General features: G+C 73.0%; 24 protein-coding genes and 2 tRNA genes. 16 read left to right on the top strand and 10 right to left on the bottom strand.

What is annotated here, in order from left to right; genetic code table 11:
• Positions 1 to 73 precede the first annotated feature (73 nt).
• The 3 genes from Q8W71_RS25960 (at position 74) to Q8W71_RS25950 (ending at position 1,433) form a co-directional block, all read left to right on the top strand.
• Positions 74 to 769 carry a fumarylacetoacetate hydrolase family protein gene (locus tag Q8W71_RS25960; protein ID WP_305528307.1) on the top strand — a complete coding sequence of 232 codons (696 nt, stop codon included), beginning with the start codon at positions 74 to 76 and terminating at the stop codon, positions 767 to 769.
• 4 nt (positions 770 to 773) lie between these two features.
• Positions 774 to 1,238, top strand: coding sequence for an NUDIX domain-containing protein (locus Q8W71_RS25955; RefSeq protein WP_305528306.1), 465 nt, complete (start codon positions 774 to 776; stop codon positions 1,236 to 1,238).
• Between the two features lie 120 nt (positions 1,239 to 1,358).
• A tRNA-Gly gene (locus Q8W71_RS25950) sits at positions 1,359 to 1,433 on the top strand.
• A gap of 141 nt (positions 1,434 to 1,574) precedes the next feature.
• On the opposite strand, the gene Q8W71_RS25945 is transcribed toward Q8W71_RS25950, so the two are convergent.
• Complete coding sequence (locus tag Q8W71_RS25945; protein WP_305528305.1) at positions 1,575 to 2,531, bottom strand: hypothetical protein; 957 nt, start codon at positions 2,529 to 2,531, stop codon at positions 1,575 to 1,577.
• Positions 2,532 to 2,860: 329 nt separating this feature from the next.
• On the opposite strand from Q8W71_RS25945, the gene Q8W71_RS25940 reads away from it, so the two are divergent.
• The 3 genes from Q8W71_RS25940 to Q8W71_RS25930 are packed head-to-tail and all read left to right on the top strand — an operon-like array spanning position 2,861 to position 5,687.
• Positions 2,861 to 4,285: an ATP-binding protein gene (locus tag Q8W71_RS25940; protein WP_305528304.1), complete on the top strand. Its 1,425-nt coding sequence runs from the start codon at positions 2,861 to 2,863 to the stop codon at positions 4,283 to 4,285.
• Positions 4,282 to 4,956, top strand: coding sequence for a response regulator (locus tag Q8W71_RS25935; protein WP_305528303.1), 675 nt, complete (start codon positions 4,282 to 4,284; stop codon positions 4,954 to 4,956). Before Q8W71_RS25940 ends, Q8W71_RS25935 begins: the two co-directional genes overlap by 4 nt.
• A gap of 44 nt (positions 4,957 to 5,000) precedes the next feature.
• Positions 5,001 to 5,687, top strand: coding sequence for a TenA family protein (locus Q8W71_RS25930; RefSeq protein ID WP_305528302.1), 687 nt, complete (start codon positions 5,001 to 5,003; stop codon positions 5,685 to 5,687).
• 30 nt (positions 5,688 to 5,717) lie between these two features.
• On the opposite strand, the gene Q8W71_RS25925 is transcribed toward Q8W71_RS25930, so the two are convergent.
• Together Q8W71_RS25925 and Q8W71_RS25920 are read right to left on the bottom strand one after the other, a co-directional pair.
• Positions 5,718 to 6,584, bottom strand: a complete 867-nt coding sequence (locus Q8W71_RS25925; RefSeq protein WP_305528301.1) for a branched-chain amino acid aminotransferase — start codon at positions 6,582 to 6,584, stop codon at positions 5,718 to 5,720.
• A 179-nt stretch (positions 6,585 to 6,763) separates the two neighbouring features.
• Positions 6,764 to 7,204 carry a cupin domain-containing protein gene (locus Q8W71_RS25920; RefSeq protein WP_370875537.1) on the bottom strand — a complete coding sequence of 147 codons (441 nt, stop codon included), beginning with the start codon at positions 7,202 to 7,204 and terminating at the stop codon, positions 6,764 to 6,766.
• Positions 7,205 to 7,654: 450 nt separating this feature from the next.
• Between Q8W71_RS25920 and Q8W71_RS25915 the strand changes: the two genes are divergently transcribed.
• The 4 genes from Q8W71_RS25915 to hpaI all read left to right on the top strand — a co-directional run bounded on the left by Q8W71_RS25915 (position 7,655) and on the right by hpaI (position 12,644).
• Positions 7,655 to 8,947 (top strand): O-acetylhomoserine aminocarboxypropyltransferase/cysteine synthase family protein, encoded by a 1,293-nt coding sequence (locus tag Q8W71_RS25915; RefSeq protein WP_305528299.1) that lies wholly within the window; start codon positions 7,655 to 7,657, stop codon positions 8,945 to 8,947.
• 24 nt (positions 8,948 to 8,971) lie between these two features.
• The gene (metA, locus tag Q8W71_RS25910; RefSeq protein ID WP_305528298.1) at positions 8,972 to 10,003 is read left to right on the top strand and encodes a homoserine O-succinyltransferase MetA; all 1,032 of its coding nucleotides are present in this window, start codon (positions 8,972 to 8,974) and stop codon (positions 10,001 to 10,003) included.
• Between the two features lie 26 nt (positions 10,004 to 10,029).
• Positions 10,030 to 11,796, top strand: a complete 1,767-nt coding sequence (locus tag Q8W71_RS25905; RefSeq protein WP_305528321.1) for a long-chain-acyl-CoA synthetase — start codon at positions 10,030 to 10,032, stop codon at positions 11,794 to 11,796.
• An 80-nt stretch (positions 11,797 to 11,876) separates the two neighbouring features.
• The gene (gene hpaI, locus Q8W71_RS25900) at positions 11,877 to 12,644 is read left to right on the top strand and encodes a 4-hydroxy-2-oxoheptanedioate aldolase (RefSeq protein ID WP_305528297.1); all 768 of its coding nucleotides are present in this window, start codon (positions 11,877 to 11,879) and stop codon (positions 12,642 to 12,644) included.
• 5 nt (positions 12,645 to 12,649) lie between these two features.
• Here the strand turns inward: hpaI and Q8W71_RS25895 are convergent, their stop codons facing one another.
• The gene (locus tag Q8W71_RS25895) at positions 12,650 to 13,153 is read right to left on the bottom strand and encodes a CYTH domain-containing protein (protein WP_305528296.1); all 504 of its coding nucleotides are present in this window, start codon (positions 13,151 to 13,153) and stop codon (positions 12,650 to 12,652) included.
• A 146-nt stretch (positions 13,154 to 13,299) separates the two neighbouring features.
• Here Q8W71_RS25895 and Q8W71_RS25890 point away from each other — a divergent pair, with 146 nt between their 5' ends.
• Complete coding sequence (locus Q8W71_RS25890; RefSeq protein WP_305528295.1) at positions 13,300 to 14,016, top strand: CatB-related O-acetyltransferase; 717 nt, start codon at positions 13,300 to 13,302, stop codon at positions 14,014 to 14,016.
• 78 nt (positions 14,017 to 14,094) lie between these two features.
• Here Q8W71_RS25890 and Q8W71_RS25885 read toward each other — a convergent pair whose 3' ends face one another.
• From Q8W71_RS25885 to Q8W71_RS25870, 4 genes are all read right to left on the bottom strand, one after another.
• Positions 14,095 to 16,731, bottom strand: a complete 2,637-nt coding sequence (locus tag Q8W71_RS25885) for a TIGR02302 family protein (protein WP_305528294.1) — start codon at positions 16,729 to 16,731, stop codon at positions 14,095 to 14,097.
• A 105-nt stretch (positions 16,732 to 16,836) separates the two neighbouring features.
• Complete coding sequence (locus Q8W71_RS25880; protein ID WP_305528293.1) at positions 16,837 to 18,045, bottom strand: polyhydroxyalkanoate depolymerase; 1,209 nt, start codon at positions 18,043 to 18,045, stop codon at positions 16,837 to 16,839.
• A gap of 291 nt (positions 18,046 to 18,336) precedes the next feature.
• Positions 18,337 to 19,839: a phosphomannomutase/phosphoglucomutase gene (locus tag Q8W71_RS25875; protein WP_305528292.1), complete on the bottom strand. Its 1,503-nt coding sequence runs from the start codon at positions 19,837 to 19,839 to the stop codon at positions 18,337 to 18,339.
• A gap of 232 nt (positions 19,840 to 20,071) precedes the next feature.
• Positions 20,072 to 20,281 carry a hypothetical protein gene (locus Q8W71_RS25870; protein WP_305528291.1) on the bottom strand — a complete coding sequence of 70 codons (210 nt, stop codon included), beginning with the start codon at positions 20,279 to 20,281 and terminating at the stop codon, positions 20,072 to 20,074.
• Positions 20,282 to 20,478: 197 nt separating this feature from the next.
• Between Q8W71_RS25870 and Q8W71_RS25865 the strand changes: the two genes are divergently transcribed.
• The 4 genes from Q8W71_RS25865 (at position 20,479) to gph (ending at position 22,586) form a co-directional block, all read left to right on the top strand.
• Positions 20,479 to 21,135, top strand: coding sequence for a Maf-like protein (locus Q8W71_RS25865; protein ID WP_305528290.1), 657 nt, complete (start codon positions 20,479 to 20,481; stop codon positions 21,133 to 21,135).
• On the top strand, positions 21,132 to 21,317 hold the full coding sequence (locus Q8W71_RS25860) for a DNA gyrase inhibitor YacG (protein WP_305528289.1): 186 nt from the start codon (positions 21,132 to 21,134) through the stop codon (positions 21,315 to 21,317). The genes Q8W71_RS25865 and Q8W71_RS25860 overlap by 4 nt, the downstream gene beginning before the upstream one ends.
• 108 nt (positions 21,318 to 21,425) lie before the next feature.
• Positions 21,426 to 21,501, top strand: a tRNA-Phe gene (locus Q8W71_RS25855).
• Positions 21,502 to 21,872: 371 nt separating this feature from the next.
• A complete protein-coding gene (gph, locus tag Q8W71_RS25850; protein ID WP_305528288.1) occupies positions 21,873 to 22,586 on the top strand; it encodes a phosphoglycolate phosphatase in 714 nt (237 codons plus the stop codon).
• Between the two features lie 22 nt (positions 22,587 to 22,608).
• On the opposite strand, the gene Q8W71_RS25845 is transcribed toward gph, so the two are convergent.
• Positions 22,609 to 23,070: a response regulator gene (locus tag Q8W71_RS25845; protein WP_305528287.1), complete on the bottom strand. Its 462-nt coding sequence runs from the start codon at positions 23,068 to 23,070 to the stop codon at positions 22,609 to 22,611.
• A gap of 335 nt (positions 23,071 to 23,405) precedes the next feature.
• Between Q8W71_RS25845 and Q8W71_RS25840 the strand changes: the two genes are divergently transcribed.
• Positions 23,406 to 24,185 carry an SDR family oxidoreductase gene (locus tag Q8W71_RS25840; protein WP_305528286.1) on the top strand — a complete coding sequence of 260 codons (780 nt, stop codon included), beginning with the start codon at positions 23,406 to 23,408 and terminating at the stop codon, positions 24,183 to 24,185.
• Between the two features lie 33 nt (positions 24,186 to 24,218).
• Here the strand turns inward: Q8W71_RS25840 and Q8W71_RS25835 are convergent, their stop codons facing one another.
• Positions 24,219 to 25,586 carry an MFS family transporter gene (locus tag Q8W71_RS25835; protein ID WP_305528285.1) on the bottom strand — a complete coding sequence of 456 codons (1,368 nt, stop codon included), beginning with the start codon at positions 25,584 to 25,586 and terminating at the stop codon, positions 24,219 to 24,221.
• Between the last annotated feature and the right edge of the window lie 505 nt (positions 25,587 to 26,091).

The raw sequence follows: 26,091 nt of genomic DNA, 5'->3' as shown, positions 1-26,091 counted from the left end.
GGGTGCCTTACAACGGATGGAACGGCGGCGCGCCCGCCGCCCGGTCTTCGAGCGCCAGCACAACGAGGCAGCGATGCTCTCCGTCATCCAGAACCCGCCGCGCATCGCCCTGCCGATCGTCGGCTGCGGCGACCTGTTCCCCGTGCGGCGCGTCTACTGCGTCGGCCGCAACTACGCCGCCCATGCCCGCGAGATGGGCGCCGATCCGGATCGCGAGCCGCCGTTCTTCTTCATGAAGCCCGCCGACGCCCTCCAGATCGTCGGCGCCGAGCCGGCCGCGCATCCCTACCCGCCGAAGACCGCGAACTACCATTTCGAGGTGGAGATGGTGGCGGCGCTGTCCGGCGGCGGCCGCGACCTGCCGGTCGAGGGTGCCCTCGACCACGTCTACGGCTACGCCATCGGGCTCGACATGACCCGGCGCGACGTCCAGGACGAGGCCAAGCGGCTGTCGCGGCCCTGGGACACGGCCAAGGCCGCCGACGGCTCCGGGCCGATCGGGCCGCTCTACCCGGCCTCCCTCGTCGGCCATCCGAAGCGCGGGCCGATCACCCTGTCGGTGGACGGCGCGGTGCGCCAGCGGGGCGATCTCGGCGACATGATCTGGTCGGTGGCCGAGCAGATCGCCTACCTCTCGGGCTACTTCGCCCTTCACCCGGGCGACCTGATCTTCACCGGCACGCCGTCCGGGGTCGGCCCGGTCGAGCGCGGCCAGCGCATGGTCGCGGCGGTGGCGGGCCTGGGCGAGATCGCCCTCGACGTCGTCTGAGCCGATGCTGCTCGATCGGCCGCTGCTGCGCCGCCTGTTCCATCTCGGCGCGCTCGCGACCCGCGGCGTGACGCTGGGCGTGCGCGGGGCGGCGATCGACGGGCAGGGCCGGGTGGCGCTGGTGCGCCACACCTACATCTCGGGCTGGCACCTGCCCGGCGGCGGGGTCGAGCTCGGCGAGACCGCGGTGGCGGCGATGACCCGCGAGTTCCGCGAGGAGGCGGAGATCGTCCTCGACGCGCCGCTGCGGCTGCACGGCTTCTACCGCAACGCCGCGGCGGCGCCGCGCGACCACGTCGCGCTGTTCGTCGCCCCGGCCTTCGCGGTGCTGCGCACCAAGACGCCCGACCGCGAGATCGCCGCCTGCGCCTTCTTCCCCGCCGACGATCCGCCGGAGGGCACCACCCGTGCCACCCGGGCACGCCTGCGCGAGATCCGCGACGGCCTGCCCCCCGCCGCGGACTGGTGAGGCGGCCGCCGCGGGAATCGCCCTCGCGGCTGCGAAACGCGCTTGCGTCCCCCGGCGGAATGGTGTTTAGAGAGCGCCGCCGGGGGCCGCCGGCACCGACCGGGCGGCACGGCACAGTGAGCGGGTGTAGCTCAGGGGTAGAGCACAACCTTGCCAAGGTTGGGGTCGAGGGTTCGAATCCCTTCGCCCGCTCCAGTTTTTCCCAACCACATCGAAGACGTCCGAGGCCGCCAGTGTGCGGCCTTCGTCGTTTCTCCGGCCCGGTTCGCGCGGCGAAGCGGTCGCATGAACAGGCTTGCCCGGCGTCGGCAGGGCCGACGCCGGGCGCCCGCGCTTCTAGAAGACGTTGCGGACCGCCTCACCCAGCGCGTCGACACTCTCCTTGAGCTTCCGGCCGGCCGGGGCGAGCGAGGGGAGCTTGATGCCGAGCACCTCCGTCTCCTCCGGTTCCGGCTCGGCCGCGGCGACCGCCGTCTCGGGCTGGGCGCCCGGGGCGCGGGCGGGGGCCGGCTTGTGCGCGGCGGTCGCCTTGCGCGGCGGCTTCTGCGCGGCCGCGGCGGGGGCGGCCGTCGGCGCCAGGGCCGCGGGCGTCGCCGGGGCGGCGGCAGGCTCTGCGACCGTGCGGGCGCGAACGGTCTCGGCGGCGCGCGGCGGCTGGAGCGCGGCCGTGCGGGCGGGCGGCAGCGGCACGGCCTGACGGGCCGGCGCGATCACCGCCGCCGGCACCGCATTCGGGATCTGCTGCGCGGGCGTCCCGGATGCCGTTCGCACCGCTGCCGGCGTGGCGACCGCGGCGGGCGCGGTGACGGAAGGCGCGGAGACGGAAGGCGTCGAGGCAGCGGCCGTCGAGGCGGCGGATCTGGCGGCAGCGGGCGCAGGGGCGCCAGGCGCAGGGGCAACGGGAGCGGGCGCAGAGGGCGGCAACACGGGGATCACCGGCGGCGCGACGGCCTCCGGCAGGGCGGCCATGCGCAGGGCCGGCGTCGGGGGCTCGGGTGGCTTGGCGGGCGCGGGCCGCGCCGCCTCCGCCGTCTGCGCCGGGGCACCGGCGAGCGCCGGCAGGCCGTCTTTCAGCTCGGGCCACGCCGCCGCGCGGCTCGCGGGCGCCAGGACCGGGCGCGGCGGGGCGGCGAGACCGGCCATCACCGAGGAGGCGGCGACGCCGAAGGCGCCGAGGCCCGCGGCGGCCGCGAAGCCGATCAGCCCCACCCGCAGCAGGCCCGGGCGCGCGGGCGTGTCCGATGGCGGCCGGGCGGGCCGGGTCTCGGACGGGTCCAGGGCGAGGTCGTTCATGGTCCGGGGTCTCGACGCGACGCGACTCTGAGGACGCGACCGGGCTCCCCAGAACCGGCCGGCCCCCGCCGAAGCTTTCGCTGCGCTTCGGCACGGTCGGGGATTGAGGAACGGCAATGCGGCGCAATGATGTCCCGCCGTCGGGCGGTACACCCCAGTCGTGTCCCCTTCGTCCACAGGATTTAGTCGGGCCGGCTTAAGGATTGGTAGTCGATCCGCGGCCGGATCGTCTCGATGCCGCGGGATCCGGCCGCGCAGCCCGCGGGGCCGGCATGGACATCGGCGGCGCTCCGGCTATGCCTGTCGCCGTGGAGACCCGCCCGACCGCGATGCCCGTACCGGACGATGCCCCGGCTGCCGACGACCGGCGGGCGGACCGCTGGCCGTGGTCCGGCTGGTCGACCCGGGCGCGACTGGTGGCCGTGGTGCTGCTGATCGACGCGATCGCCGCCCTCGTCTCCTGCGCGGTGGTGGTGCTCAATGCCCGCTCGGCGGTGCGGGTCGAGACCCGTGCCTCCCTCAGCACCGTCGAATCGCTGGTGGCCGACACGATCCGCCTGTCGGACAGCGCCCCGCCCGACACGCTGCTCCAGACCCTCGACCTGCGCTTCAAGGTGCTGCGGCACGTCCGCGTCGCGGTGCTCGAACCGGACGGCGACCGGGTGGGCGGCCCCGAGCCGCCGCCGCGCCCGGGCCGCGAGGCGCCGCGCTGGTTCGCCGACCTGATCATGCCGCCGATCGAGCGGCACGCGATTCCGATCACCGTGAACGGGCAGGTGCTCGGCACCGCCCAGATCACCACGCAGCCGATGGACGAGATCGACGAGATCTGGGGCTACGCCCGGGCCCTGTCGATCACGACCTTCGCGATCAACGCCGCGATGCTGATCGCCCTCTACCTCGCGCTCGGCCGCATCCTCGCGCCCCTGCGGCGGCTCGGCGACGGCCTGACGCAGCTCGAACACCACGACTACACCGCGCGCCTCGAACCGCCGGGCACCCGGGAACTCGCGGTGATCGCCGAGCGCTTCAACAAGGTGGCGCAGGCGCTCGCCGAGGTGCGCTCCGCCAACGGCCGGCTCAACCGCCAGCTCCTCACCGCGCAGGACGACGAGCGCCGCCGCACGGCGCTCGAACTGCACGACGAGTTCGGCCCCTGCCTGTTCGCGCTCGAAGCGAACGCCGCCTCCATCGCCCGGATCGCCTCGGGGCCCGCCGAACCCAATCGTGAGAAGCTCGCGGCGCGGGCGGCCGAGATCGGGGGGATCGTCAAGCAGGTGCAGAGCGTCAACCGCGAGCTGCTCAACCGCCTGCGCCCCCACGGGCTGGGGCAGGCGCCGCTCGCCACCTGCTTGGACCTGCTGCTGCGCGGCTTCGCCCAGCGCCATCCCGGCACCGCCTTCGCCGGCCGGTTCGACGGGCTGGCACGGGGCTACGGCGACCTCGTGGACCTCACCCTCTACCGGTGCGTCCAGGAGAGCGCCACCAACGCCGTGCGCCACGGCGGCGCCGCCCGGGTCGAGGCCGAGGCGGAGGAGGGCGACGGCCTGATCCACCTCACGATCCGCGACGACGGCAGCGGCATTCCGGCCGAGCCCAGGGCCGGCCTCGGTCTGTCGGGGATGCGCGAGCGCGTCGAGGCGCTCCAGGGTACATTCACCCTTGACAAGGGGGGCCCCGGCGGGCTCGTCCGTATCACGATCCCCGTGCCGTCCGAGCGGGGCGACGAGAGCACCGCCGCGCCGAGCGCATGAACGCCATCGCCTCCCAGATCGACGCCGCCGCGACCCGCCTGCCGGTCCTCGTCATCGACGACCACCCCATCGTCCTCCAGGGCTGCCGCCGGGTGCTGGAGGATGCGGGCGTCGAGACCATCGCCGAGGCCACCACCGTGGTCGGCGGCTATCGCATCTTCCACCGTCTGCGCCCGCCGGTGGTGATCTGCGACCTCACCTTCCAGGGCAGCGGGCTCGCCGGCCTGGGGCTGATCCGCCGCATCCGGGCGGTGGCGCCCGACACGCGCATCCTCGTCTTCAGCATGCACAACGATCCCGTCATCGTCGCCCGCGCCCTGGAGGCCGGGGCGCTGGGCTACGTGCTCAAGGACCATGCCTCCGCCGAGCTGTTCGAGGCGTTCGGCAAGGTCCGCCACGGCGAGGTCTATCTCGACCGGCGGCTGGCCACCGAGGTGGCGATGCTGCGCGCCGACGCCCGCCGCACCCCGGAATCGCAGCTCACCCCGCGCGAGCAGCAGATCCTGGCCCGCCTCGCGCAGGGGCGCTCCTACGGAGCCATCGCCGCCGACCTGTCGGTGAGCTACAAGACGGTGACCAACGCCTGCTCGCAGATGCGCCAGAAGCTCGGCGTGCGCACGCTGGCCGAACTGATTCACGTCGCCGTCACCCACGCCCAGCGCCAGGGCTGATTTTTTGCGATCTGGCCGCGCGGGTCTGCGCAGGGAGGTTGGCCGTGGCGGCGTTCGGGGGTGAGGCTGGGACGTTTTCGGAAGAAGCCTGGGCGCGCAACGCGGCCGCCTACGAGACCATCCGGACGATGCCGTTCAACGCGGAGCTCGCCGCCGGCACGCTCGCTCCGGAGAGATTCCGGCACTACATCGTCCAGGACGCGCATTACCTGATCGGTTTCGGCCGGGCGCTCAGTCTCGCCGCCGCTAAGGCGCCGGATCCGGACGGGATCGTGCTGTTCTCCCGCGCCGCCCAGGACGCGATCGTGGTCGAGCGGGCGCTGCACGGCGGCTTCTTCCGCGACTACGGCATCGGTCCGGACGCCTTCGCCGCGACGCCCCTGACGCCGGCCTGCGACCACTACGTCGCGTGGCTGACCGCCACCGCCTACGCCGAGCCGTTCGAGACCGTGTGCGCGGCGCTGCTGCCCTGCTTCTGGATCTACGCGGAGGTCGGGACCGACATCCTCGCCCGGGCGCGGCCGGACAACCCGTACCGGGCCTGGATCGACACCTATGCCGGCGAGGAGTTCGCGACGGCCGTCGCGGCGATGATCGCCGCCACCGACCGCGCCGCGGAAGAGGCGTCTCCCACCATCCGCGCGCGGATGCACCGGGCCTTCGCCCACGCGACGCGGCTCGAATGGCTGTTCTGGGACAGCGCCTACCGCGAGGCCGGCTGGCCGCTCTGACAGGATTTTGCCTGCCCGGCGGAAACCGGTTCAGCCCGCCCGGCCATGCGCGAAGTCCCAGTAGAGCTGGCGTGCCAGCCGGAACATCGGTCCCGGCTCGAACCGCACGTCGTCGAGCCCCGTCACCGGCGCCACCTTGGCGTAGTTGCCGGCGCTGAACACCTCGTCGGCCCGCAGGAAGTCGTCGTAGGTCAGGGTCTGCTCGATCACCGGCACGCCCGCCCCGCGCAGGAGCGCGATCACCCGCGCCCGGGTGATGCCGGCGAGGAAGGTGCCGTTCGCCACCGGCGTGAACACCGCGCCGTCCCGGGCCAGGAACGCGTTGGCGTTGGCGAACTCGGCGATGTTGCCGAGCCCGTCGCGCATCAGGCAGTTGCCGAAGCCGCGGTTGAGCGCCTCGATGAGGGCCCGGGCGCCGTTCGGGTAGAGGCAGCCGGCCTTGGCGTCGACCGGCGCGACCTCGATCGATGGCCGGCGGAACGGCGACAGGGTCGCGCGCACGCCCGTCGGCAGCGGCATCGGCGCGGTGTAGAGCGACAGGCACCAGTTGGTGGAGCTTGGATCGAAGCGCACGCCGCCCGCGAACCCGGTCTCGGCCCAGTACATCGGCCGGATGTACAGTTCGGCATCGTGCGGGAAGCGGGCGAGCCCGTCCCGGACGAGGTCGCGCCACGCCTCGACGCTCACCTTCGGCAGGAGCCCGAAATTCTCGGCCGAGCGATTCGCCCGGGCGAGGTGCAGGTCGAGGTCGGGCGCCACGCCCTCGAAGGCACGGGCCCCGTCGAACACGGTCGAGCCGAGCCACGCCGCGTGCGTGCGCGGGCCCATCATCCGGACGTTGCCGGGGTGCCAGGCACCCTCGAAGAAGGTCCAGGTATCGGCGTCGGGCACCGTCATGGCGGCCTCGGGTTCGGAGAGAGGTCTGGCGCTCGGCCGGGCCGGCGAGCGCGCGGGTGCTTGGGGCCGTTGTCTTGACGCGCTCTCTCTCGCCGAACCGGCATCCGCTTCGGCGGCGAGCGTTCTGAGATTCGGAGCCCGGCGCGAGTCCCCCACGGATCGGGCCGGGCGCCGGAGGGTCAGGCCGCGCCGAGAAGGCCCGTCGCCTGCGGGGCCGAACCGCGCTTGAAGATCCGCTGCGCCTTGCCGATCGCCCGCATGGCGAGCCCGACCAGCTTGGGCTGGGTGCGGCGGCAGAAGGCGACCTTCCGGACGTAGCTCTCGACGTGCCAGTGGCAGACCGCGCCCCGCGGCAGGAAAAGCACGTCGCCGGCGGTGAAGGTCTTGGCCGGGCCGTGGCCGTCCGAGATCGTCGCGGACCCTTCGAGGAAGTAGATCGTCTCGTCGATGTCGTAGTGCCACTCGAACGTGCCCGCGGTGCAGTCCCAGACCAGCGTGCTGGCGAGGCCGTCGGCGCTGCGCGAGAGGGTGGCGTTGCGCGCCTGCGGTTCGCCCGCGTGGATCCAGCTCGGCTCGATCGGTGCGGAACGCAGGTCGACCGAGGTGACGGACGCGATCATCGGAATCGTTTGCATGACTTGCCCCAGCAAGGAGCACGCGATCACCGGACTGGCACCGCCGCTGCTCGCGAGCATCAGGATCATGCGGTCATGCTCAAAGCAAGCGCAGTCTCAAGGTTTGATTAAAATTCCAGGTCTGTAGGTTCTACCTCAGCAGTCTGCCGCCACACAGAAGCGGATGAAGATTGTACCGTGACCGTACACCTGACCCGAAATGAGATCTGAGTTCCCGGACGATGCTTCAACCTTCGCGTGTGTCTGCCGCCGCCGAGGCGTCCGGGCCGACCCTGTTCTTCCGTGTCGTTCAGAGCGGCACGGGTCTCTCGATCGCGGAAAGGTCCCCCGAGCGGGCGTCCAACGCCTGTGCCGGAATGGAACGGCACGGGGTGGTTCGGACCTTGCGCGAGCCCCGCCGACGCATCCGACGTTCCTGAGACGGACTTCCACACCATGCGCAGCGAGACGATCGCGATCCACGCCGGCTTCGACCACGATCCGGCGACTCACGCGGTGGCGGTGCCGATCTACCAGAACGTCGCCTACGCCTTCGACAGCGCCGACCACGGCGCCGCCCTCTTCAACCTGGAAGAGGAGGGCTACCGCTACAGCCGGATCTCCAACCCGACGGTGGCGGTGCTGGAAAAGCGGGTCGCGGCGCTCGAAGGCGGCCACGCGGCGCTCGCCGTCGCCACCGGGCAGGCGGCCCTGCACTACGCCATCGCGACGCTCGCCGACCACGGCGGCAACATCGTCTCGGTGCCGCAGCTCTACGGCACCACCCACACGCTGCTCGCCCACGTGCTGCCGCGCCAGGGCATCACCACCCGCTTCGCCGCGAGCGACGCTCCGGAGGACGTCGCCCGGCTGATCGATCCGGAGACGCGGGCGGTCTACTGCGAATCGATCGGCAACCCGGCCGGCAACATCTGCGACATCGCCGCGCTCGCCGCGGTGGCCCACGCCCACGGCGTGCCGCTGGTGGTCGACAACACCGTGGCGACCCCGATCCTGCTGCGGCCGATCGAGCACGGGGCCGACATCGTCATCGCCTCGCTCACCAAGTTCATGGGCGGACACGGCACGACGCTCGGCGGGGTGATCGTCGATTCCGGCCGGTTCGACTGGACGGCCCAGCCCGGTCGCTTCCCGATGTTCACGACGCCGGACGCCTCCTATCACGGGCTCGTCTACGCGGAGCGTTTCGGGGCGGGCGCCTTCACGGCCCGCGCCCGCAGCGTCTACCAGCGCACCACCGGCGCGGTGCTGCCGGCGCTGAGCGCCTTCCTGCTGCTCCAGGGCATCGAGACCGTCGCGCTGCGGGTCGAGCGCCACGTCGAGAACGCCGCCGCGGTGGCGGATTTCCTGCGATCCCACCCGGGCATCGCCTGGGTGAACCATGCCGGCTTCCCCGACAGCCCCCACCACGCGATGGCCCGGAAGTATCTCGGCGGCCGCGGCTCGTCGCTGCTGACCTTCGGCGTGCGGGGCGGCTTCGAGGCCGGCAAGGCGTTCTACGACGCGCTGGGCCTCGTGAAGCGCCTCGTCAACATCGGCGACGCCAAGTCGCTCGCCTGCCACCCGGCCTCGACCACGCACCGGCAGATGAACCCGGAGGAGCAGCGGATCGCGGGCGTCCTGCCCGAGACCATCCGGCTGAGCGTCGGCATCGAGCACATCGACGACATCAAGGCCGACCTCGCCCAGGCGCTCGACGCGGCGAGACCCGCCGCGCGCGCGGCCTGACCGCCTCACTCTCGGGGGAACGCCATGCTGGATCTCGGTTCGTCGACGGTGGCCCGGCCGTTCGGTGCGGAGGAGCCGGACGTCCGACGCGTCCACATTCCCAGCGACGGCGTCGTCGAGCCCGTCGAGGCCCCGCGCCCGCTGCGGATCGGCCTGCTCAACAACATGCCGGACGCGGCGCTGGTCGCGACCGAGCGGCAGTTCCGGCGCGCCGTCGGCGCGAGCGCCACCCTCCGGCTGTTCACCCTCGACGGATTGCCCCGCGGCGCGGCCGCCGAGGCGCATCTCGCCGCGGGCTACGCGCCGCACACGGCGCTGGCCGCGGCGGATCTCGACGCGCTGATCGTCACCGGCTGCGAGCCCCGGCCCGGCCCCCTGGAGGACGAGGCGTGGTTCCCGGACTTCGCCGCGGTGGTGGACTGGGCGGCGGACCACACGGTCTCGACCCTGTTCTCCTGCCTCGGCGCCCACGCCGCCGTGCTGCATCGCGACGGCGTCGCCCGCAGGCCGCTGCCGGCCAAGCACTGGGGCGTGTTCGACTGCGCGGCGCAGGCCGACCATCCGCTGCTCGCCGGCATGCCGCGGACTGTGCCGGTGCCGCATTCCCGCTGGAACGACCTCGCGGAACCCGACCTCCTGGAGCGCGGCTACACGGTGCTGCGGCGCTCGGACGCCGTGGGCGTCGACCTGTTCGTCCGGGAGGCGCGCAGCCTGCTCGTCTTCCTCCAGGGCCACCCGGAATACGACGCCGACAGCCTCCCCCGCGAGTACCGCCGCGACATGGGCCGCTTCCTCGACGGCACGCGCGCGGTCTGCCCGCCCCTGCCTGAGGCCACCTACACCGACGAGGCGGCGCGGTGCCACGACGCCTTCGCGGAGCGCGCACGCGCCGGGCGCGATCCGGGCCTGATGGCCGCCTTTCCCGATCTCGCGGCGGCCCCGCCGCGCCCGGCGCTCTGGCACCACGCGGCGGGGCAGCTCTTCGCGAACTGGCTCGGGCAGGTGGCCTTCCGCCGCGCCGCCCTCGACCCGCACAGCGTCCGAGGCCGCGCGTGAACATCCACCGCCTCCCGCAGGCCGACATGACCGGAACGCCGCGCCCCGCCTCGACGGACGGCTGGATCGGCGCGCTCGCCCGCACCGCCCGCATCGACGCGCAGCCCGGGCGGATCTTCCCGGTGGTGATCGACGAACTCGCCGCAGCCCACGGCGACGCGCCGGCCCTGATCGGCGCGGACGAGACCCTCAGCCACGCCGATCTCGCCGCCCGGCAGAACCGCTACGCCCGCTGGGCGCTGGCCCGGGGCTTCGCCCGGGGGGACACCGTGGCGCTGCTGATGCGCAACCGTCCGGACTACCTCGCGATCTGGCTCGGCCTGACCCGGGCCGGCCTGCGCGTGGCGCTCCTCAACACCAACCTGCGCGCGGAGGGCCTCGCCCACTGCATCGGGGTCGCGGCGCCGCGCCTCGTGATCGCCGAGACCGGGCTCGGCGACGCGCTCCACGGCGCCCTGCCGCATCTCGATCCGGCCCCGGCGATCCTCTGGCAGGGCCCCGGCGCGACCCCATCCCTGGCGGAGGCCGCCGCGGGCCTGGACGGCGCACCGCTGCGGGTGGACGAGGCGCCGCCGCTGACCCTGCGGGACGAGGCGCTGCTGATCTACACCTCCGGCACCACCGGCCTGCCCAAGGCAGCGCGGGTGAGCCACCACCGGATCATGAGCTGGACCCACTGGTTCGCCGGGCTGATCGATCCGACGCCCGCGGACCGGATGTACGATTGCCTGCCGCTCTACCACAGCGTCGGCGGGGTGGTGGCGCCGGGCAGCACGCTGCTCGGCGGCGGCGCGGTGGTGATCCGCGAGAAGTTCTCGGCGCGGACCTTCTGGGCCGACGTGGCGCAGAGCGGCGCGACCCTGTTCCAGTACATCGGCGAGCTGTGCCGCTACCTCGCCGCGGCGCCGCCGGATCCGCTGGAGCGCGCCCACCGCCTGCGCCTCTGCACCGGCAACGGCCTGCGGCCGGAGGTGTGGGAGGCGTTCCAGGCCCGCTTCGCGATCCCGCGGGTGCTGGAATTCTACGCCGCCACCGAGGGGACCCTGTCGCTCTACAACGTCGAGGGCCGGGTCGGCGCCGTCGGCCGGGTACCGCCGTTCATGGCCCGGCGCTCGCCGGCGCTGATCGTGCGGCACGACCATGCCACAGGGCTGCCGCTGCGCGACGCGGAGGGGTACTGCATCCCGGCCGGCCTCGACGAGCCGGGCGAGCTGCTCGGGCGCCTCTCGACGAGGGCCGAGTACAGCTTCGAGGGTTATACCAGCGCTGCGGAGAGCGACCGCAAGGTGCTGCGCGACGTCCTTGCGCCGGGCGACGCCTGGATGCGCACCGGCGACCTGATGCGGCGGGACGCGCAGGGCTACTTCTACTTCGTCGACCGGATCGGCGACACCTTCCGCTGGAAGGGCGAGAACGTCGCCACCACCGAGGTGGCGGAGGCCCTGTCCCGCTGCGCGGGCGTGCGGGAGGCCGCGGTTTACGGCGTTGCGGTGCCGGGAACCGACGGCCGCGCCGGCATGGCCGCGCTGGTCACCGGCCCGGGCTTCGACGTGGCGCGCCTGTATGCGGAGCTGGCCGAGCGGTTGCCGCCCTACGCGCGGCCGCTGTTCCTGCGGCTGTGCCCGGAACTCGGCCACACCGAGACGTTCAAGCAGACCAAGGCCGGGCTCGTCGCGGAGGGGTTCGACCCGGCCCTGACCCCGGACCCGCTCTACGTCGCGCACGACGGCGCCTACCGCCGGCTCGACGCGGAGACGGTCGCGCGGATCAGGGCGGGGACGGTGCGGCTGTGAGCTTGCGCCGGCCCGCGCGGGCTGCCTAACCTCGCGGCACCCTCGCGCGGCCCGGACCGCGCGGATCCGGAGGACGCGCCGTGGACCTGCCCGAGAATCGCTTCAAGCGCGACCTGCGCGCCGGCCGGCAGCAGATCGGCCTGTGGTGCTCGCTGCCCTCCGCCTACGCCGCCGAGGCGGTGGCGGGCTCGGGCTTCGACTGGCTGCTGTTGGACACCGAGCACTCGCCGGGCGATCCGCTCACCGTGCTGCCGCAGCTCCAGGCGGTGGCGCCCTATCCCGTGGCGCCGGTGGTCCGGCCGGTCTCCAACGACGCGGTGCTGATCAAGCGCTTCCTCGACCTCGGCGCCCAGACGCTGCTGATCCCCTACGTGCAGGATGCCGACGAGGCCCGCGCCGCGGTAGCGGCGACGCGCTACCCGCCGGAGGGGATCCGCGGCGTCTCCTCGCTCACCCGCGCCACGCGGTTCGGCCGGGTGCAGGGTTACGCCAAGCGCGCGGCCGACGAGATCTGCCTGCTGGTCCAGGTCGAGACCCGCGCCGCCCTCGACCGGCTGGAGGAGATCGCCGGGGTGGAGGGCGTCGACGGGGTGTTCGTCGGGCCGGGCGACCTCGCCGCGAGCCTCGGCCACGCCGGCGAGATGGGCCATCCGGAGGTGGTCGCGGCGGTCGAGGAAGCGATCACCCGCACTCGCGCGGCGGGCAAGCCCGCCGGGGTCCTGACCCCGGACCCGGCCTTCGCCCGGCGCTGCATCGAACTCGGCACAACCTTCACCGCCGTGGCGCTCGACATCGGCGTGCTCGCGCGCGGCACCGAGGCGGTCGCCCGCCAGTTCGTCCGGAGCTGAGGCGCTCAGGCGGCCGAGGCCAGAATCGCCTCGGCGGACAGGGGGCGGCCGCTCTCCCCGAGGCGCAGCAGCGCCGACTGGCGGAAACGGGGATCGCCGGTGACCTCCTGGCCGAGCCAGGCCGGCCGCGCGAACGGCTGGTCCTCGCGCTCCAGCTCGACCTCGGCGAGCACGAGGCCCGCGAGCGTGCCCCCGTACACGTCGACCTCCCAGGACAGGCCCTCATGGGGCACGCACCAGCGCGTCTTCTCGAGGATGCGGCCGACGCAGACCTCGGCCAGCATCGCCTCGCCGTGGGCGCGCGGGACCTCGTACTCGAACTCGGTGCGGCTCAGGCCCGCGCGCGCGCCCTTCACCGTCAACCACGCCCGCCCGCCGTCGAGCCGCACCCGGACCTTGCCCGCCTCGAACTGACCGATGAGGCCGTCGCGCAGGGATCGGAATCCCGTGGCCGCCGCCCGCCACGCCCCGTCGGCGACGAGGAACTTCCGCTCGATCTCGAACCGCATACCGTCCCCGATCTCAGATCGGGCAGGCGATAGCACATCCCGCGCGCCGCCGCAGACGGCCGCCGCGCGCGATTTCTGGAGAGGCCGCGTCCGCGCCCGTGCTACAGCGCGCCCGGGCGCCGCGGGCGCCGGACCTGGGACCACCGATGGCTGCGACTGCCGAGGACCGTAAGGCGAAGCTCTTCGAGCGCGGCGTGATGAGCGCGCACCTGCCGCCGTTCGGCGTGCCGGAAGCCTGCGTGTTCGAGGCACCCTGCCACGTCGGCACCGTGGGCATCGACGGGTCGCTGCGCCTCGGGGCCTTCTCCTACGTCACCAGCGGCTACGTCCGCCGCTGCGAGATCGGCCGCTACTGCTCGGTGGAGGAGGGCGTGCAGGTCGGCCGCCTCGGCCACCCGGACGGATGGGTCACCACCTCCCTGACGCTGGGCGGCGACTACCGCACGGCGCTGAACATTGAGGATCCCCGGGCCGAGACGTGGCGCCTCGGCATGACCCCGCCGGCGCCGGCCGCCGAGGCGGCGACGGTGATCGGCAACGACGTCGCCGTCGGCTACGGGGCGACGATCCTGCCCGGCGTGACCGTGGGCGACGGCGCGGTGATCCGCCCGATGGCCGTGGTGGTCGCGGACGTGCCGCCCTACGCGGTGGTCGACGGCTCGCCCGCTCTCGTCCGGGAGATGCGGCTCCCCGACCCGCTGATCGCGCGCTTCCTGGCCCTGCGCTGGTGGCGCTTCGCCCTGTGGGACCTCGACCGGGCCGCCGTGACGGATCCCGAGCGCTTCCTCGACGCCGTCGAGGCCAAGGTCGCGGCGGGCTTGCAGCCGTACCGGCCGGGCGAGATCCGCGTCGCCGATCTCTGACGCGCGTAGCCCGCCCGTGCCGCCCGGAGAAACCCGCGCGGCGCTCAGCCCTGTCGCGACGCGCTCCCACGGGAACGGTCAGTTGCGTCTCAGCAGGCGCTCGAAATAGTCGAGTTCCTCCCGCGGCCGGGTCGGGTCGCCGAGCTTGCGCCGCAGCTCCTCCATGATCCGCCTCGCCCGCTGGACCGCGGATTCGTCGGCGGTCGGCACGCGCACGCGGCCGTCTCCGGTGTCGCGGCCGCGGGTCGGGCGACCGAGGGGGTCGTCGTCGCGGTTGCCGGCCTGACCCTGCGGCCCCGGCTGCTGGCCGCCCTCCTGCTGTCCCTCGCCCTGGCCCTCGGCCATGTCCTGCATCTGCTGCGCCATCCCCTCGGCGCCGCGCTTCAGCCCGTCCAGGGCGCGGCCCTGGGCATCGACCGCGTCCCCCTCGCGCCCCTGGCGCAGGGCGTCCTCAGCCTCGCGCATGGCGTCCTCGGCATCGGCGAGGCCCTGCTCGCCGCGCATGCCGTTCTCCTTCATCCGCCGTTCGAGATCCTCGAGCCGCTGCCGCAGCGCCTGCTGGCGCTCGCCGATCCCGCCCTTCTGGCCCGACTGCCCCTTCTGGCCCTGCTGTCCCTGGCCCTGCTGATCCTCGGAACCCTGCTGTCCACCCTGCTGACCGGGCTGGCGCTGGCCCTCGCCCGGCTGGCCGCCGCGCTGACCCTGCTGCTGCTGGCCGCGGTTCGACGGGCGCTGGCCGCCGCGCTTCTCCTGCCCGTCCTTGAAGGTCTCGTCGCGCAGGCCCTGCTGGTCGCGGGTCATCTCGTCGAGTTCGCGCATGCCGCGCTGCATCTCGCGGCTCGACTGGTCCGAGCGGCCGCCGCGCTCCGCGGTCTGGAGGTTCTCCAGGATGTTGCGCAACTGGTCCATCAGACGCTGCGCCTCGGCAGTATCGCCCCGCTTCATCGCCTCGGCCATGTCCTGGAGCATCTTGTCCAGGTCTTCCGGCGTGACCGTCTTGGACTGCTGATTGCTCTGACCGCGCTCCGACCGGTCGCGCGGCTCGCGCCCCTGCTTCTGCGCCATCTCGGAGAGGAACTTGTCCAGGGCCTGCTTCAGGTCCTGGGTCAGACGCTTGATCTCCTCATCGGGCGCGCCGCGGTCAATCGCTTCCTTGAGCCGGTCCTGCGCCTGTCGCAGGCCCTTCTCCGCGTCGGAGAGGTCCCCGTCCTCGATCTTGAGGGCCATCTCCCACAGCAGATCGGCCACCGCGGTCAGGTCCGCGTCGTCGCCGGCCCGGCGCAGGCGGCCCGCGGCCGTCCGCAGGCCGAGGAAGATCGCGGGCTGCGGGGTGAAGGTCTCCGGGGCGATCAGCAGGGCATCCAGGGCGGCCTGCACCCGGCGGCGGCCGGTGTCCGGGGTCGTGACCAGCCGGCGCCGCTCCTCGGCGAGCGACCGGGCGAGGGGATCGCGGAACGGCCGGGCCGGCAGGGTGATCTCGGAGACCGGGGTCCGGCCCTCCTGGCCCGCCTCGTCCTTGACGAGCACGTGGAAGCGCACCCGCGCGCCCGACCAGGGGTTGTCGGTGAGGTCGACGAGCGTCTTGGTCTCGGCCTCGCCGCTCGCGTCGGCGGGCAGCGCGAGGTTGATGCGCGGCGGCGGCACCAGGGAGCGCCCGCCCTCGGCGGCCTCGACGATCCCCTCCGCCGAGGCGATCCCGTAATCGTCCTTGGCCCGGTAGGTGAGGTTGAAGGTGCCGCGACCGTTCACCTCCGGACCGCCGACCAGCGCCACCTCCGGCGGCCGGTCGGGGATCGCCTCGACGATCAGGCGCTGCCGCTCGCCGGGCATCGCGACGGTCAGCTCCGCGCCGCCGGTGATCCGGAACCGCTCCTCGCGCAGGTCCGGGCGCGCCTCCTGGCCGGGCACCGGCACCAGCGCCGCGCTCGGAGTCAGGACGGTGCGGTCGGCGGCCGCCCCCGCGCCGGCGATGCGGACGATGAGCTGGGAATTGACCGGCGCGCGCAGGCGCTGCTCGCCGCCGCCCATGGTCACCAGCAGGGGCGGCATCCGGGTGTAGAGCGGCGGGTCGATCCAGCCGTCGACGCGGAAGCTGGGGCCCGGCGCGGGCGGGGCGTGCCAGTCGAAGGCGGAGCCCAGACGGTCGCGCCATTCCGGGCCGGCGGCGAACAGGCTCGCCACGGCGGCGACGATCAGGCCGGCGCGGACCGCGTAGGGGTCGCGCCGGGCCATGCCCGGCCGCGGCGGACCGACCCGCAGGGCGGCGACCGCCCGCGCCGCCCGGCTCTGGTGCAGCGCCCAGAGGGCACGGCTCGCGGGGTCGCCCGCGCCCACCGCCAGCGTGTCCTGCGCCGCCGAGGCGGGGCCGTGGACCAGGGCCGGATCGCGCGCGCCCGCCTCCCGGTCGAGGCGCGCCAGAGCGGCGCGGCGGTCGAGCCGGGGCAGGCGGAGCAGGGGCGCCAGGGCGGCGGCGAGGGCGACGGCGAAGGCCGCGGCGCCGATCTGCCGCCAGACCGGCGCGAGGTCGAGCCAGAGTCCGGACCACGACAGGATCAGGAAGACGAGGCCGACGCCGAGCCCGCGCCACAGCACCGGCCACGCCGCCTCCCACAGGGCGGCGGCCCGCGCCCGCGCGACGAGCCGGTCGAGCCGTTCGGCGGCCGGCTCGGCCGTCCCGCCGGTTCGGTCTCCGCTGGAACCCTGCCTGCCGCTCACGCCGACCTGTCCATCGCCCCGCCGCGCCGCCGACGGCGTCGCACCCGCGAGGCTAGCATGGTGGTCCCCGGGCGCCAGCGGGTCAAATCGGCGCGACGTGCGGCCTCAGGCGTGCGCCTGGATGAAGGCCCGGACCTGCGGGTAGATCTGCCCGTCCCAGCGGCGGCCGGCGAACACGCCGTAATGGCCCACCCCCGCCTGGAGGTGGTGGCTGCGCATGTAGGGCGGCAGGCTCGCGCACAGGTCGTGCGCCGCCATGGTCTGGCCGACCGCGCAGATGTCGTCGCGCTCGCCCTCGACCGTCATCAGCGCCGTGCGCCGCACCGCCCGCAGGTCGACCGGCTCGCCGCGGTAGGTCAGGGCGTTCCGGGCCAGGGTGTAGTCCTGGAACACCGTCTTGACCGTCTCGATGTAGAACTCCGCCGCGAGGTCGAGCACGGCGAAGTACTCGTCGTAGAACGTCCCGATCGCCTCGGCCTTGGCGTCCTCGCCGTGGGCCATGTGCCAGAACAGGTCGGCGTGCCCCTGCATGTGCCGCTTGGCGTTCATGGCCATGAACGCCGAGACCTGCATGAAGCCGGGATAGACCCGCCGGCCGGCGCCCCTGTGGCGGGCCGGCACGGTGGCGATCAGGTTGCGCTCGAACCACGCGATCGGCTTCGAGGTCGCCAGCTCGTTCACCGCCGTCGGGTTGATGCGGCAATCGACCGGTCCGGCCATCAGCGTCATGCTGCGCGGGGCCGCCGGATCCCGGCTCTGCGCCATCACCGCGGCGGCCGCGAGCGTCTGGACCGCCGGCTGGCAGACGGCGAGCACGTGCGAGCCTTCGCCCATGGTGCGCAGGAACTGGACCAAGTGGGCGACGTAGTCGTCGAACCCGAACGGTCCCTCCGAGGCCGGCACGTCGCGGGCGTTGTGCCAGTCGGTGATGTAGACGTCGTGGTCGGGCAGCATGGTGCGCACCGTGGCGCGCAGCAGGGTGGCGAAGTGGCCCGAGAGGGGTGCGACGAGCAGCACCTTCGGCTGCTCCGTCTGGATGTCCTTGCGGAAGCGCAGCAGGGTGCCGAACGGGGTGGCCTGCACCGGCTCCTCGACGACCGCCACCTCGCGGTTGCCGACCTTAACCGCACCGATCCCGTAGGCCGGCCGGGCGAATGTCAGCCCGGTGCGCATCATCATCCGGGCGCCGGCCGACATCCAGGTGATCGGCTCGCCCCAGCCCGTCCAGGGCGACCACGCCGCGTCCAGCACCTGCCCCCACGCCCGGGTCTGCGCGGCCAGATCGGTCTGCAGGTCGAACGCGTCGTACAGCATCGGGCGGGCCCTCGCGGGTGCGCGGCCCGGCACGCGGGCGATCAGATCGGCGGGGACGGGCGGATGCCGGAGGGCGGATTGCATCTGCATGGCCGCGCAGGATGGGTCGGCCAAAGCACGTCCGCAACCTGCCAAAAGTCCGATACAGCCTTAAGGACGCGCGCCTGTGGCATTGATGCACCGCATTTCGGCGCGTCCGCAGCACATCTTTGAAGCGCGCGGCCGATTTACAGCCTGCGCGCGTCTTCGTTACCGAATTCTGATCCCCAGGTTGTGTGACGGGAGGGTCTGTCAGAGGGTCTGATTGTAGGCGCCGACCTCCGGATTCTCCCGCAACACACCGTCGACCGCCTTGAACATCGCCCGCAGCCGCTCCTCGGAGACCGGGCTCTCGACCACCACCACCAGCTCCGGCTTGTTGGAGGAGGCGCGCACGAGGCCCCAGGTGCCGTCCTCGGTCGCCACCCGCACGCCGTTGACGGTGACGAGGTCGGTGATCCGCGCCCCCGCGATCGGCTCGCCCCGGTCCTTCATGTCCCGGAAGCGCGCCGTCACCCGCTCGACCACGCCGTACTTCTGGTCGTCGGGGCAGTGCGGCGACATGGTCGGCGAGCCCCAGGTCTTGGGCAGCGCCCGGTAGAGGTCGGCCATCGACCGGTCGGGGTTGCGGTCGAGCATCTCGATCACCGCGATGGCGGTGAGCAGCCCGTCGTCGTAGCCGCGGCCGATCGGCTCGTTGAAGAAGAAGTGCCCGGATTTCTCGAAGCCGGCGAGCGCGCCGAGCTCGTTGACGCGGCGCTTGATGTAGCTGTGCCCGGTCTTCCAGTAGTCGGTCTTGACCGCCCGTGCCTTCAGCTCCGGGTCGGTGTGGTAGAGCCCGGTCGACTTCACGTCGACGACGAAGGTCGCGCCGGGGTGCAGCTTGCCGAGGTCGCGGGCGAGCATCACGCCGATCTTGTCGGCGAAGATCTCGGCGCCCTCGTCGTCCACCACGCCGCAGCGGTCGCCGTCGCCGTCGAAGCCCAGGCCCACGTCGGCCCCGTGCGCCTTCACCGCGTGGGCGATGGCGTGGAGCATCTCCATGTCCTCGGGGTTCGGGTTGTAGCGCGGGAAGCTGTGATCGGCCTCGACGTCCAGGGGCACCACCTCGACCCCCAGCGCCTCCAGCAGGCGCGGCGCGAAGGCGCCGGCCGTGCCGTTGCCGCAGGCCGCCACCACCTTGAGCTTGCGGGTGATCGGCTTGGCGCGGGTCTTCAGGTCCTTGAGATAGGTCTCGGCGAAGCCCTCCACGAACTCGTAGGCGCCGCCCCCGCGGTACTGGAAGGTGCCGCCGAGCACGATCTCCTTCAGCCGAGTCATCTCCTCGGGCCCGAAAGTCATCGGCCGGTTGGCGCCCATCTTCACGCCGGTCCAGCCGTTGTCGTTGTGCGAGGCGGTGACCATCGCCACGCAGGGGCAATCGAGGGCGAACTGCCCGAAATAGGCCATCGGCGACAGGGCGAGCCCGACATCCTTAACCCGCAGCCCCGCGGCCTGCATGCCGGCGATGAGCGCGAGCTTGATCGAGGACGAGTAGCCCCGGTAATCGTGGCCGGTCACGATGTCGGGGCGCACGCCCATCTCGTGGACCAGCGTGCCGATGCCGAGCCCGAGCGCCTGGACGCCCATCAGGTTGATCTCCTGCGGGAACAGCCAGCGCGCGTCGTACTCGCGGAAGCCCGTGGGCTTGACGAGGGGCAGTTGCTCGAACGCGAAGGTGTTCGGCGAGAGACCCGCTTCGGGCTTGGGAAACATCGGGCGCGCTCCGGTCGGCCGCAGAGGACCGACGCCCTAGCGAAACCCGCGCTCCGGGGAAAGATGTCGCGACCGGGCGTCCGGCGCGGCCTCGAACCGTGACCGGGGCGAACCTGAGCGACCGGTCCTCTGGCTGGGCTTTCCCAGAGCGCTGAACGGGTCGGTCGGGGCAGGCCGCATGCACGTCCCGCGACAGGTGCGTGGGACGGCGGACAGCGGAGCCGCCTGCCGCTCAATCGCGCGCGGCGAGCCACACCGTGTCGGGCTCCTCGTCGGGCAGGAGCGCCGCCACCGCGTCGAGATCGACCACGTACTGATCGGTCAAAAGTCGCCACATGTCCGCGGAGGAGCGGACCTGGGGCCGCAGCCCGTCGAGGGTCCGGGCGAGCAGCGAGGCGTTCAGGAGCGTCGGGCGCGGCAGCAGCGGATCGGTGTTGAGCATCGGCGTCGGATCCAGGTGGACGGCCACACTTTCGACAGGCGTGGTTAAACCGCGGTTAAGGGGAGCGGTCGCCGCCGTGACCGACCGGGCGCCGCGGGCGCACGCCGTTCACAAGACCGGCGCCTTCCGGTATCACGCGCGAGCGCCGAGACGGGCCCGGCCGAGCGGGTTTCGCGGCCGGCGCGGACCGAGAGTTCATGGACGCCATCCCCGACAGCACCGGCACCCCGGCCGCGGCCCCCGTCGCCCGCCTCGTCCTCGCCTCCGCCTCGCCGCGGCGCCTCGCGCTGCTCCAGCAGGTGGGTATCGAGCCCGACGCGCTGCTGCCCGCCGACATCGACGAGACGCCGCGCAAGTCCGAGCCGCCGCGCGAACTCGCCCGGCGTCTCGCCCGGACGAAGCTCGCCGCCGCCGAGGCGGTGCTGCGGGCGGAGGGCGGCACGGTGCGGACCTGGCTCGTCGCCGCCGACACGGTGGTGGCCGTGGGACGGCGGGTCCTGCCGAAGGCGGAGGTGCCCGACGAGGCGGCGGACTGCCTGCGGATGCTCTCGGGCCGCCAGCACCGGGTCTACACCGCGGTCTGCGTGCTCTCCCCCGGCGGCCGCCGCGAGCGGATCGTCGAGAGCCGGGTGCGCTTCAAGCGCCTGTCGGGCCGGGACATCCAGGCCTACGTCGCCTCCGGCGAATGGCGCGGCAAGGCCGGCGGCTACGCGATCCAGGGTCTCGCCGGGGCCTTCGTCGTCAAGCTGGTCGGGTCCCACAGCGCCGTGGTGGGGCTGCCGCTCTACGAGACCGTGAGCCTCCTCGACGGAGAGGGGTTTCCGGTGCGCGCCGCCTGGGGCGGCCCGGCGTGACCCCCGGCCGCCGCACCCCGGCCTGTCCGATCTGCGGCCGGCCGACCGATCCGGCGTTCCGGCCGTTCTGCTCGCAGCGCTGCGCGGATGTCGATCTCGGCCGCTGGCTGAACGAGCGCTACGTCATTCCAGACCCCGAGGCGCCCGACGAGGCGCCGCGCGAGCCCGAGCCCGACGCCTGAGCGGGTGCCCGTCCACAGACGCTCACGCGGCCGTCGCGGCAGGCTAGACAGGCGCCGAAGCACTCACTATACCCCGCCTCGTTCGCGGCCCACGGCGCCGCGAGCGTCGCCCAGGTAGCTCAGTTGGTAGAGCATGCGACTGAAAATCGCAGTGTCGGTGGTTCGATTCCGCCCCTGGGCACCACAAACCTCGCTTCCATAGTCCTGACGAACGATCCGTCGGTTGGCAGAGTCCAACGCAGCGCGATGTGCCGCGATACGGCGGGTCAAGACTGGAACCGGCGCGGCCGACCGCTGTTGTCGATCAACCCACGCACAACCGAAAAAAGACCGCCCCTTCGCGGAGGCGGTCCGAAGTCTCGGGAGGAAACGCCCATGGAGGGCAGCGACGCGCCGACGCCATCGGCCCGCCGCATCCGGTGAACCGGCCGTCACCGGGTTGGTTCCGACCTTTTGCGTGATCGACGTTTCGTGATCCTGCCGCGCTTCGCCAGAGGTTCGGCCGCCGCGTCGGCCAGAAGGGGCGAACTGGTTCCATCCCGTGTACAGGGGCGTATGAACGCTGCCCGCTCCCGCTTCGACGCCCTCCTGCTCGACCTCGACGGCACGCTCGTCGACAGCTTGCAGGATCTCACGGACGCGCTGAACGCGCTGCTCGCCGAGCGCGGGCTCTCCGGCGTCGACCGCGCGGCGGCGGGGGCGATGGTCGGCGACGGGGTGCGCAAGCTGGTCGAGCGGGCGCTGCGGGCGCGGGGCGGGGACCCGGCCGCGGCCGACGCCCTGGTGCCGCGGTTCCTCGCCCTCTACGAGCCCATCGCCGCCCGCCATACCCGGCCGTTCCCCGGTGTCGTCGACACGCTCTCGGCACTGGCGGAGGCCGGCTTCGCTCTCGCGGTCGTGACCAACAAGCCGGTCCGGGCGACGCGGATCGTCCTCGACCGCCTCGGCCTTGACCCGCTCGTGGCGACGGTGATCGGCGGCGACAGCGTGGCGGCCCGCAAGCCAGACCCGGCGCCCCTGCACGCGGCGCTCACGGCCCTCGGCGTTCCGCCGGGCCGCGCGGTCATGGTCGGCGACAATCACCACGATATCGAGGCCGCCCGGGCGGCGGGCACCGCCGCGGTCGCGGTGTCCTACGGCTACGCTCACCGGCCGCCGCACGAACTGGGCGCGGACGCGCTGATCGACGCGTTCTCCGCGTTGCCCGCCGCGCTCACGGCGCTCGCGGAGGCGCACCAGCATCCGGTCGAAGCGCCCGGCGCACGGTGAGCGCGGGTGGGTCCTGCCGCGATCAGTTGACCGCGTGATGGGAATCGGCGAGCGCCCGGTGCATCTCGACCAGCAGCGACAGGGGCAGCCACGGCTTGTCCAGTTGCGTGACGGCGATCGGCAGCGGCTCGCGCGGGGTGCGCTCGGTGGCGAGGATCACGGGCACGCCCGGCCAGAGCAGCCCCAGCGCCCGCGCGAGGGCGAAGCCGTCCATCGCGCCGTCGAGCCGCTGATCGGCCACCACCAGAGCGACCTCGCCGCCGCGGTGCTTCATCACGCCGACCGCCTCCTCGGCGGTGTCGCAGCAGACGACGTCGAGTGTGCTGGCGCGCAGCAGCGTCGCCGCCTGCTCCGCCATGGTCGGGCATCGGCCCACCACCACCACGAGCGGCTGCTCCGTCACCGCCTCGGTCTCGGGGTCTTCGAGCCGGGCGAGCAGTTCGAGCAGCGGCTGCGGCCAGTCCTCGCAGGCGGTCACCGGCATGAGCTGCGCCAGACCGTGCGCGACGGCTTGAAGAAGGGGATTGCCTTGGCCGTAGGATGAGACCGTGGATTTATAGCGGACCTGATGCACGCGCTCCCCGCGTGGGCGGAAGCTGATTCCGACCGGCGCGGCCCTGATTGACCTACATCAATAACGTGAAGGGCAATGACGCCGCGCGTCGTCGGTTGCACGGGAGAGGCGAGAAAATCATCCGAGGCCGCCGCGTGCGGTCCGTCCCGGGCGGACTTGTGCAGGGCGTGGAGCCTTCGCGCCGGGGCGGCCCGGTCGTGCCCGCCGCGCTATATCCGGCGCCATCATCCGCGACGGAGGCACACATGGATCTCGGGTTGAACGGGCGCCGCGCCCTCGTCTGCGCGGCCAGCAAGGGGCTCGGCCGGGCCTGCGCCCTGGCCCTCGCCCGCGAAGGCGTGGCGGTGACGATCACCGCCCGCACCGCGGCGGTTCTGGAGGCCACCGCGGACGACATCCGCCGCGAGACGGGTGCCGCGGTGACGGTCGTCGTCGGCGACATCGCGACGGAGCGCGGCCGGGCCGACGCGCTCGCCGCCTGCCCGGACCCCGACATCCTCGTCAACAACGCGGGCGGGCCGCCGCCGGGCGATTTCCGGGACTGGGACCGCGAGGTCTGGATCCGGGCGCTCGACGCCAACATGCTGGCGCCGATCGCGCTGATCCGGGCGGTGGTCGACGGGATGATCGCCCGGCGCTTCGGGCGGATCGTCAACATCACCTCCGGGGCGGTGAAGGCGCCGATCGACCATCTCGGCCTGTCGAACGGCGCGCGCGCCGGCCTCACCGGCTTCGTGGCCGGGCTCGCCCGCCAGACGGTGCGGCACGGGGTGACGATCAACAACCTGCTGCCGGGCCCGTTCGACACCGACCGGATCCGGAGCAACGCGGCCGCAGGGGCCGCCAAGGCGGGGACGAGCGTCGAGGCCTTCCTGGAATCCCGCGCCGCGGCGAACCCGGCCGGCCGGTTCGGCGACCCGGAGGAGTTCGGCGCGGCCTGCGCCTTCCTGTGCGGGCGGCAGGCCGGCTTCATCACCGGCCAGAACCTGCTGCTCGACGGCGGCGCCTATCCCGGGACCCTGTGAGGCACGGCGGGGCCGGGCCCCGCCGCGCCCGTCTCAGGCGTGGGCGAGGGCGCGCTTCTTGCCCAGGGCCTCCTCGACGGTGCCGGCGCCGTCGAGGTAGCCGTGCACCTTCGGGTTCGGCATGATCAGCGAGGCCACGAAGGCGATCGCCAGCATGACGGTCACGTACCAGAAGAACGTGCTCTCCATGCCGGCATCCTTGAACCACAGGGCCACGAGCTCGGCGGTGCCGCCGAACATCGCGTTGGCCAGCGCGTAGGACAGGCCGACGCCGAGCGCCCGCACGTTGGTGGGGAACAGCTCCGCCTTCACGATGCCGCTGATGCCCGTGTAGAACGAGATCACCGCGAGCCCCAGCGTGATCAGCGCGAAGGCGAGGTAGGGATCCTTGTTGGTGCCGAGGATCGACATCAGCGGCACCACCATCAGCGTCCCGAGGCCGCTGTAGAGGATCATGTTGGCCTTGCGGCCGATCTTGTCCGACAGCGCCCCGAAGATCGGCTGGATCAGCATGTAGACCAGCAGCACGAACGTCATGGTCTGCGAGGCGGTGGTCTTCGGCATGCCCGCGGTGTTGACGAGATACTTCTGCATGTAGGTGGTGAAGGTGTAGAAGCTGAGCGAGCCGCCGGCGGTGTAGGCGAGCACGACGCAGAAGGCGCGCCAGTGCTTGAACAGCGCGCTGAACGTGCCGGCCTCCTCCTTGTCGCCGCCCTCCTTGGTCTCGGCGAGCGAGCGGCGCAGGTAGAGCGCCACCACGGCGAGCGCCGCGCCGATGAAGAACGGGATCCGCCAGCCCCAGGCGGTCAGCTCGTCGCCGGTCATCACCGCCTGGAGGCTCACCAGCACCAGCGAGGCCAGGAGCTGGCCGCCGATCAGCGTGACGTACTGGAACGAGGCGAAGAAGCCGCGCTTCCCCTTGATGGCGACCTCGCTCATGTAGGTCGCCGAGGTGCCGTACTCGCCGCCGACCGACAGGCCCTGGAGCATGCGCGCCAGGAGCAACAGCACCGGCGCCAGGGTGCCCACCGTCGCGTAGGTCGGCAAGATGCCGATCAGCAGCGAGCCGAAGCACATCATCAGCACCGAGATGACCATCGAGGTCCGCCGCCCCACCCGGTCGGCGATGCGCCCGAACAGCCAGCCGCCGATCGGCCGCATGAAGAAGCCCACCGCGAAGATGCCCGCCGTCTGGAGGAGCTGGCTGGTCGCGTCGCCCTTCGGGAAGAAGGCCGGGGCGAAGTACAGGGCGAAGAAGGCGTAGCAGTAGAAATCGTACCACTCGACGAGGTTGCCCGAGGACGAGCCGACGATCGCCATGATGCGCCGCTTGCGGTCCGCGGCCTCGTCCTCGGCGCTCATCGGTGCGATGCCGATCTGGCCGGCGGTGGGAGCGGACATGGCGTCTCCGGAACTCGTGCGACCCGGCCGACGGCCGGGTTCCCCTGCGCGGGCGGGACGTTACAGGCCGCGGCCGTGATCGCAAGGCAGCCTGGCCGCCGTGCGGGGGAAAGCCTTCACGCTGTCACGGGCCGGTGACCTGACGGGGCATGGATGCGCGCTCGGCGTGCGCGTGGATCCCGGCTTCGCGCCGGGGTTGAGGAACGGTTTGGCCGGGCCCGTCGTTGCGGGCCGACCCGAGCGCGAAGGGCGCGCCACGGACACGAAGCGAGTCGCCAAGCCATGAATCGATATCTGCGGGGAACGATCACGGCGGCCGTGCTGGTCGCCGGTGCGGCCACGGCCTTCGCGCAGGGCGGGCCAGGCGGCGGCGGAGCGGGCGCCGGAGGCGGAGCGGGTGCCGGCGCGGCGGGCGGAGCCGGCGGCGCCGGTGGGCCGGGCGGCGGCCCCGGCGCGGGAGGTCCTGGCGCGGGCGGTCCCGGCGCGGGCGGTGCCGGAGGCGCGG

The organism is Methylobacterium amylolyticum, assembly GCF_030700245.1.
Classification (GTDB): domain Bacteria; phylum Pseudomonadota; class Alphaproteobacteria; order Rhizobiales; family Beijerinckiaceae; genus Methylobacterium.
The sequence above is the reverse complement of the archived record's forward strand: the minus strand, read 5'-3'. Positions and strand labels throughout refer to the sequence as shown.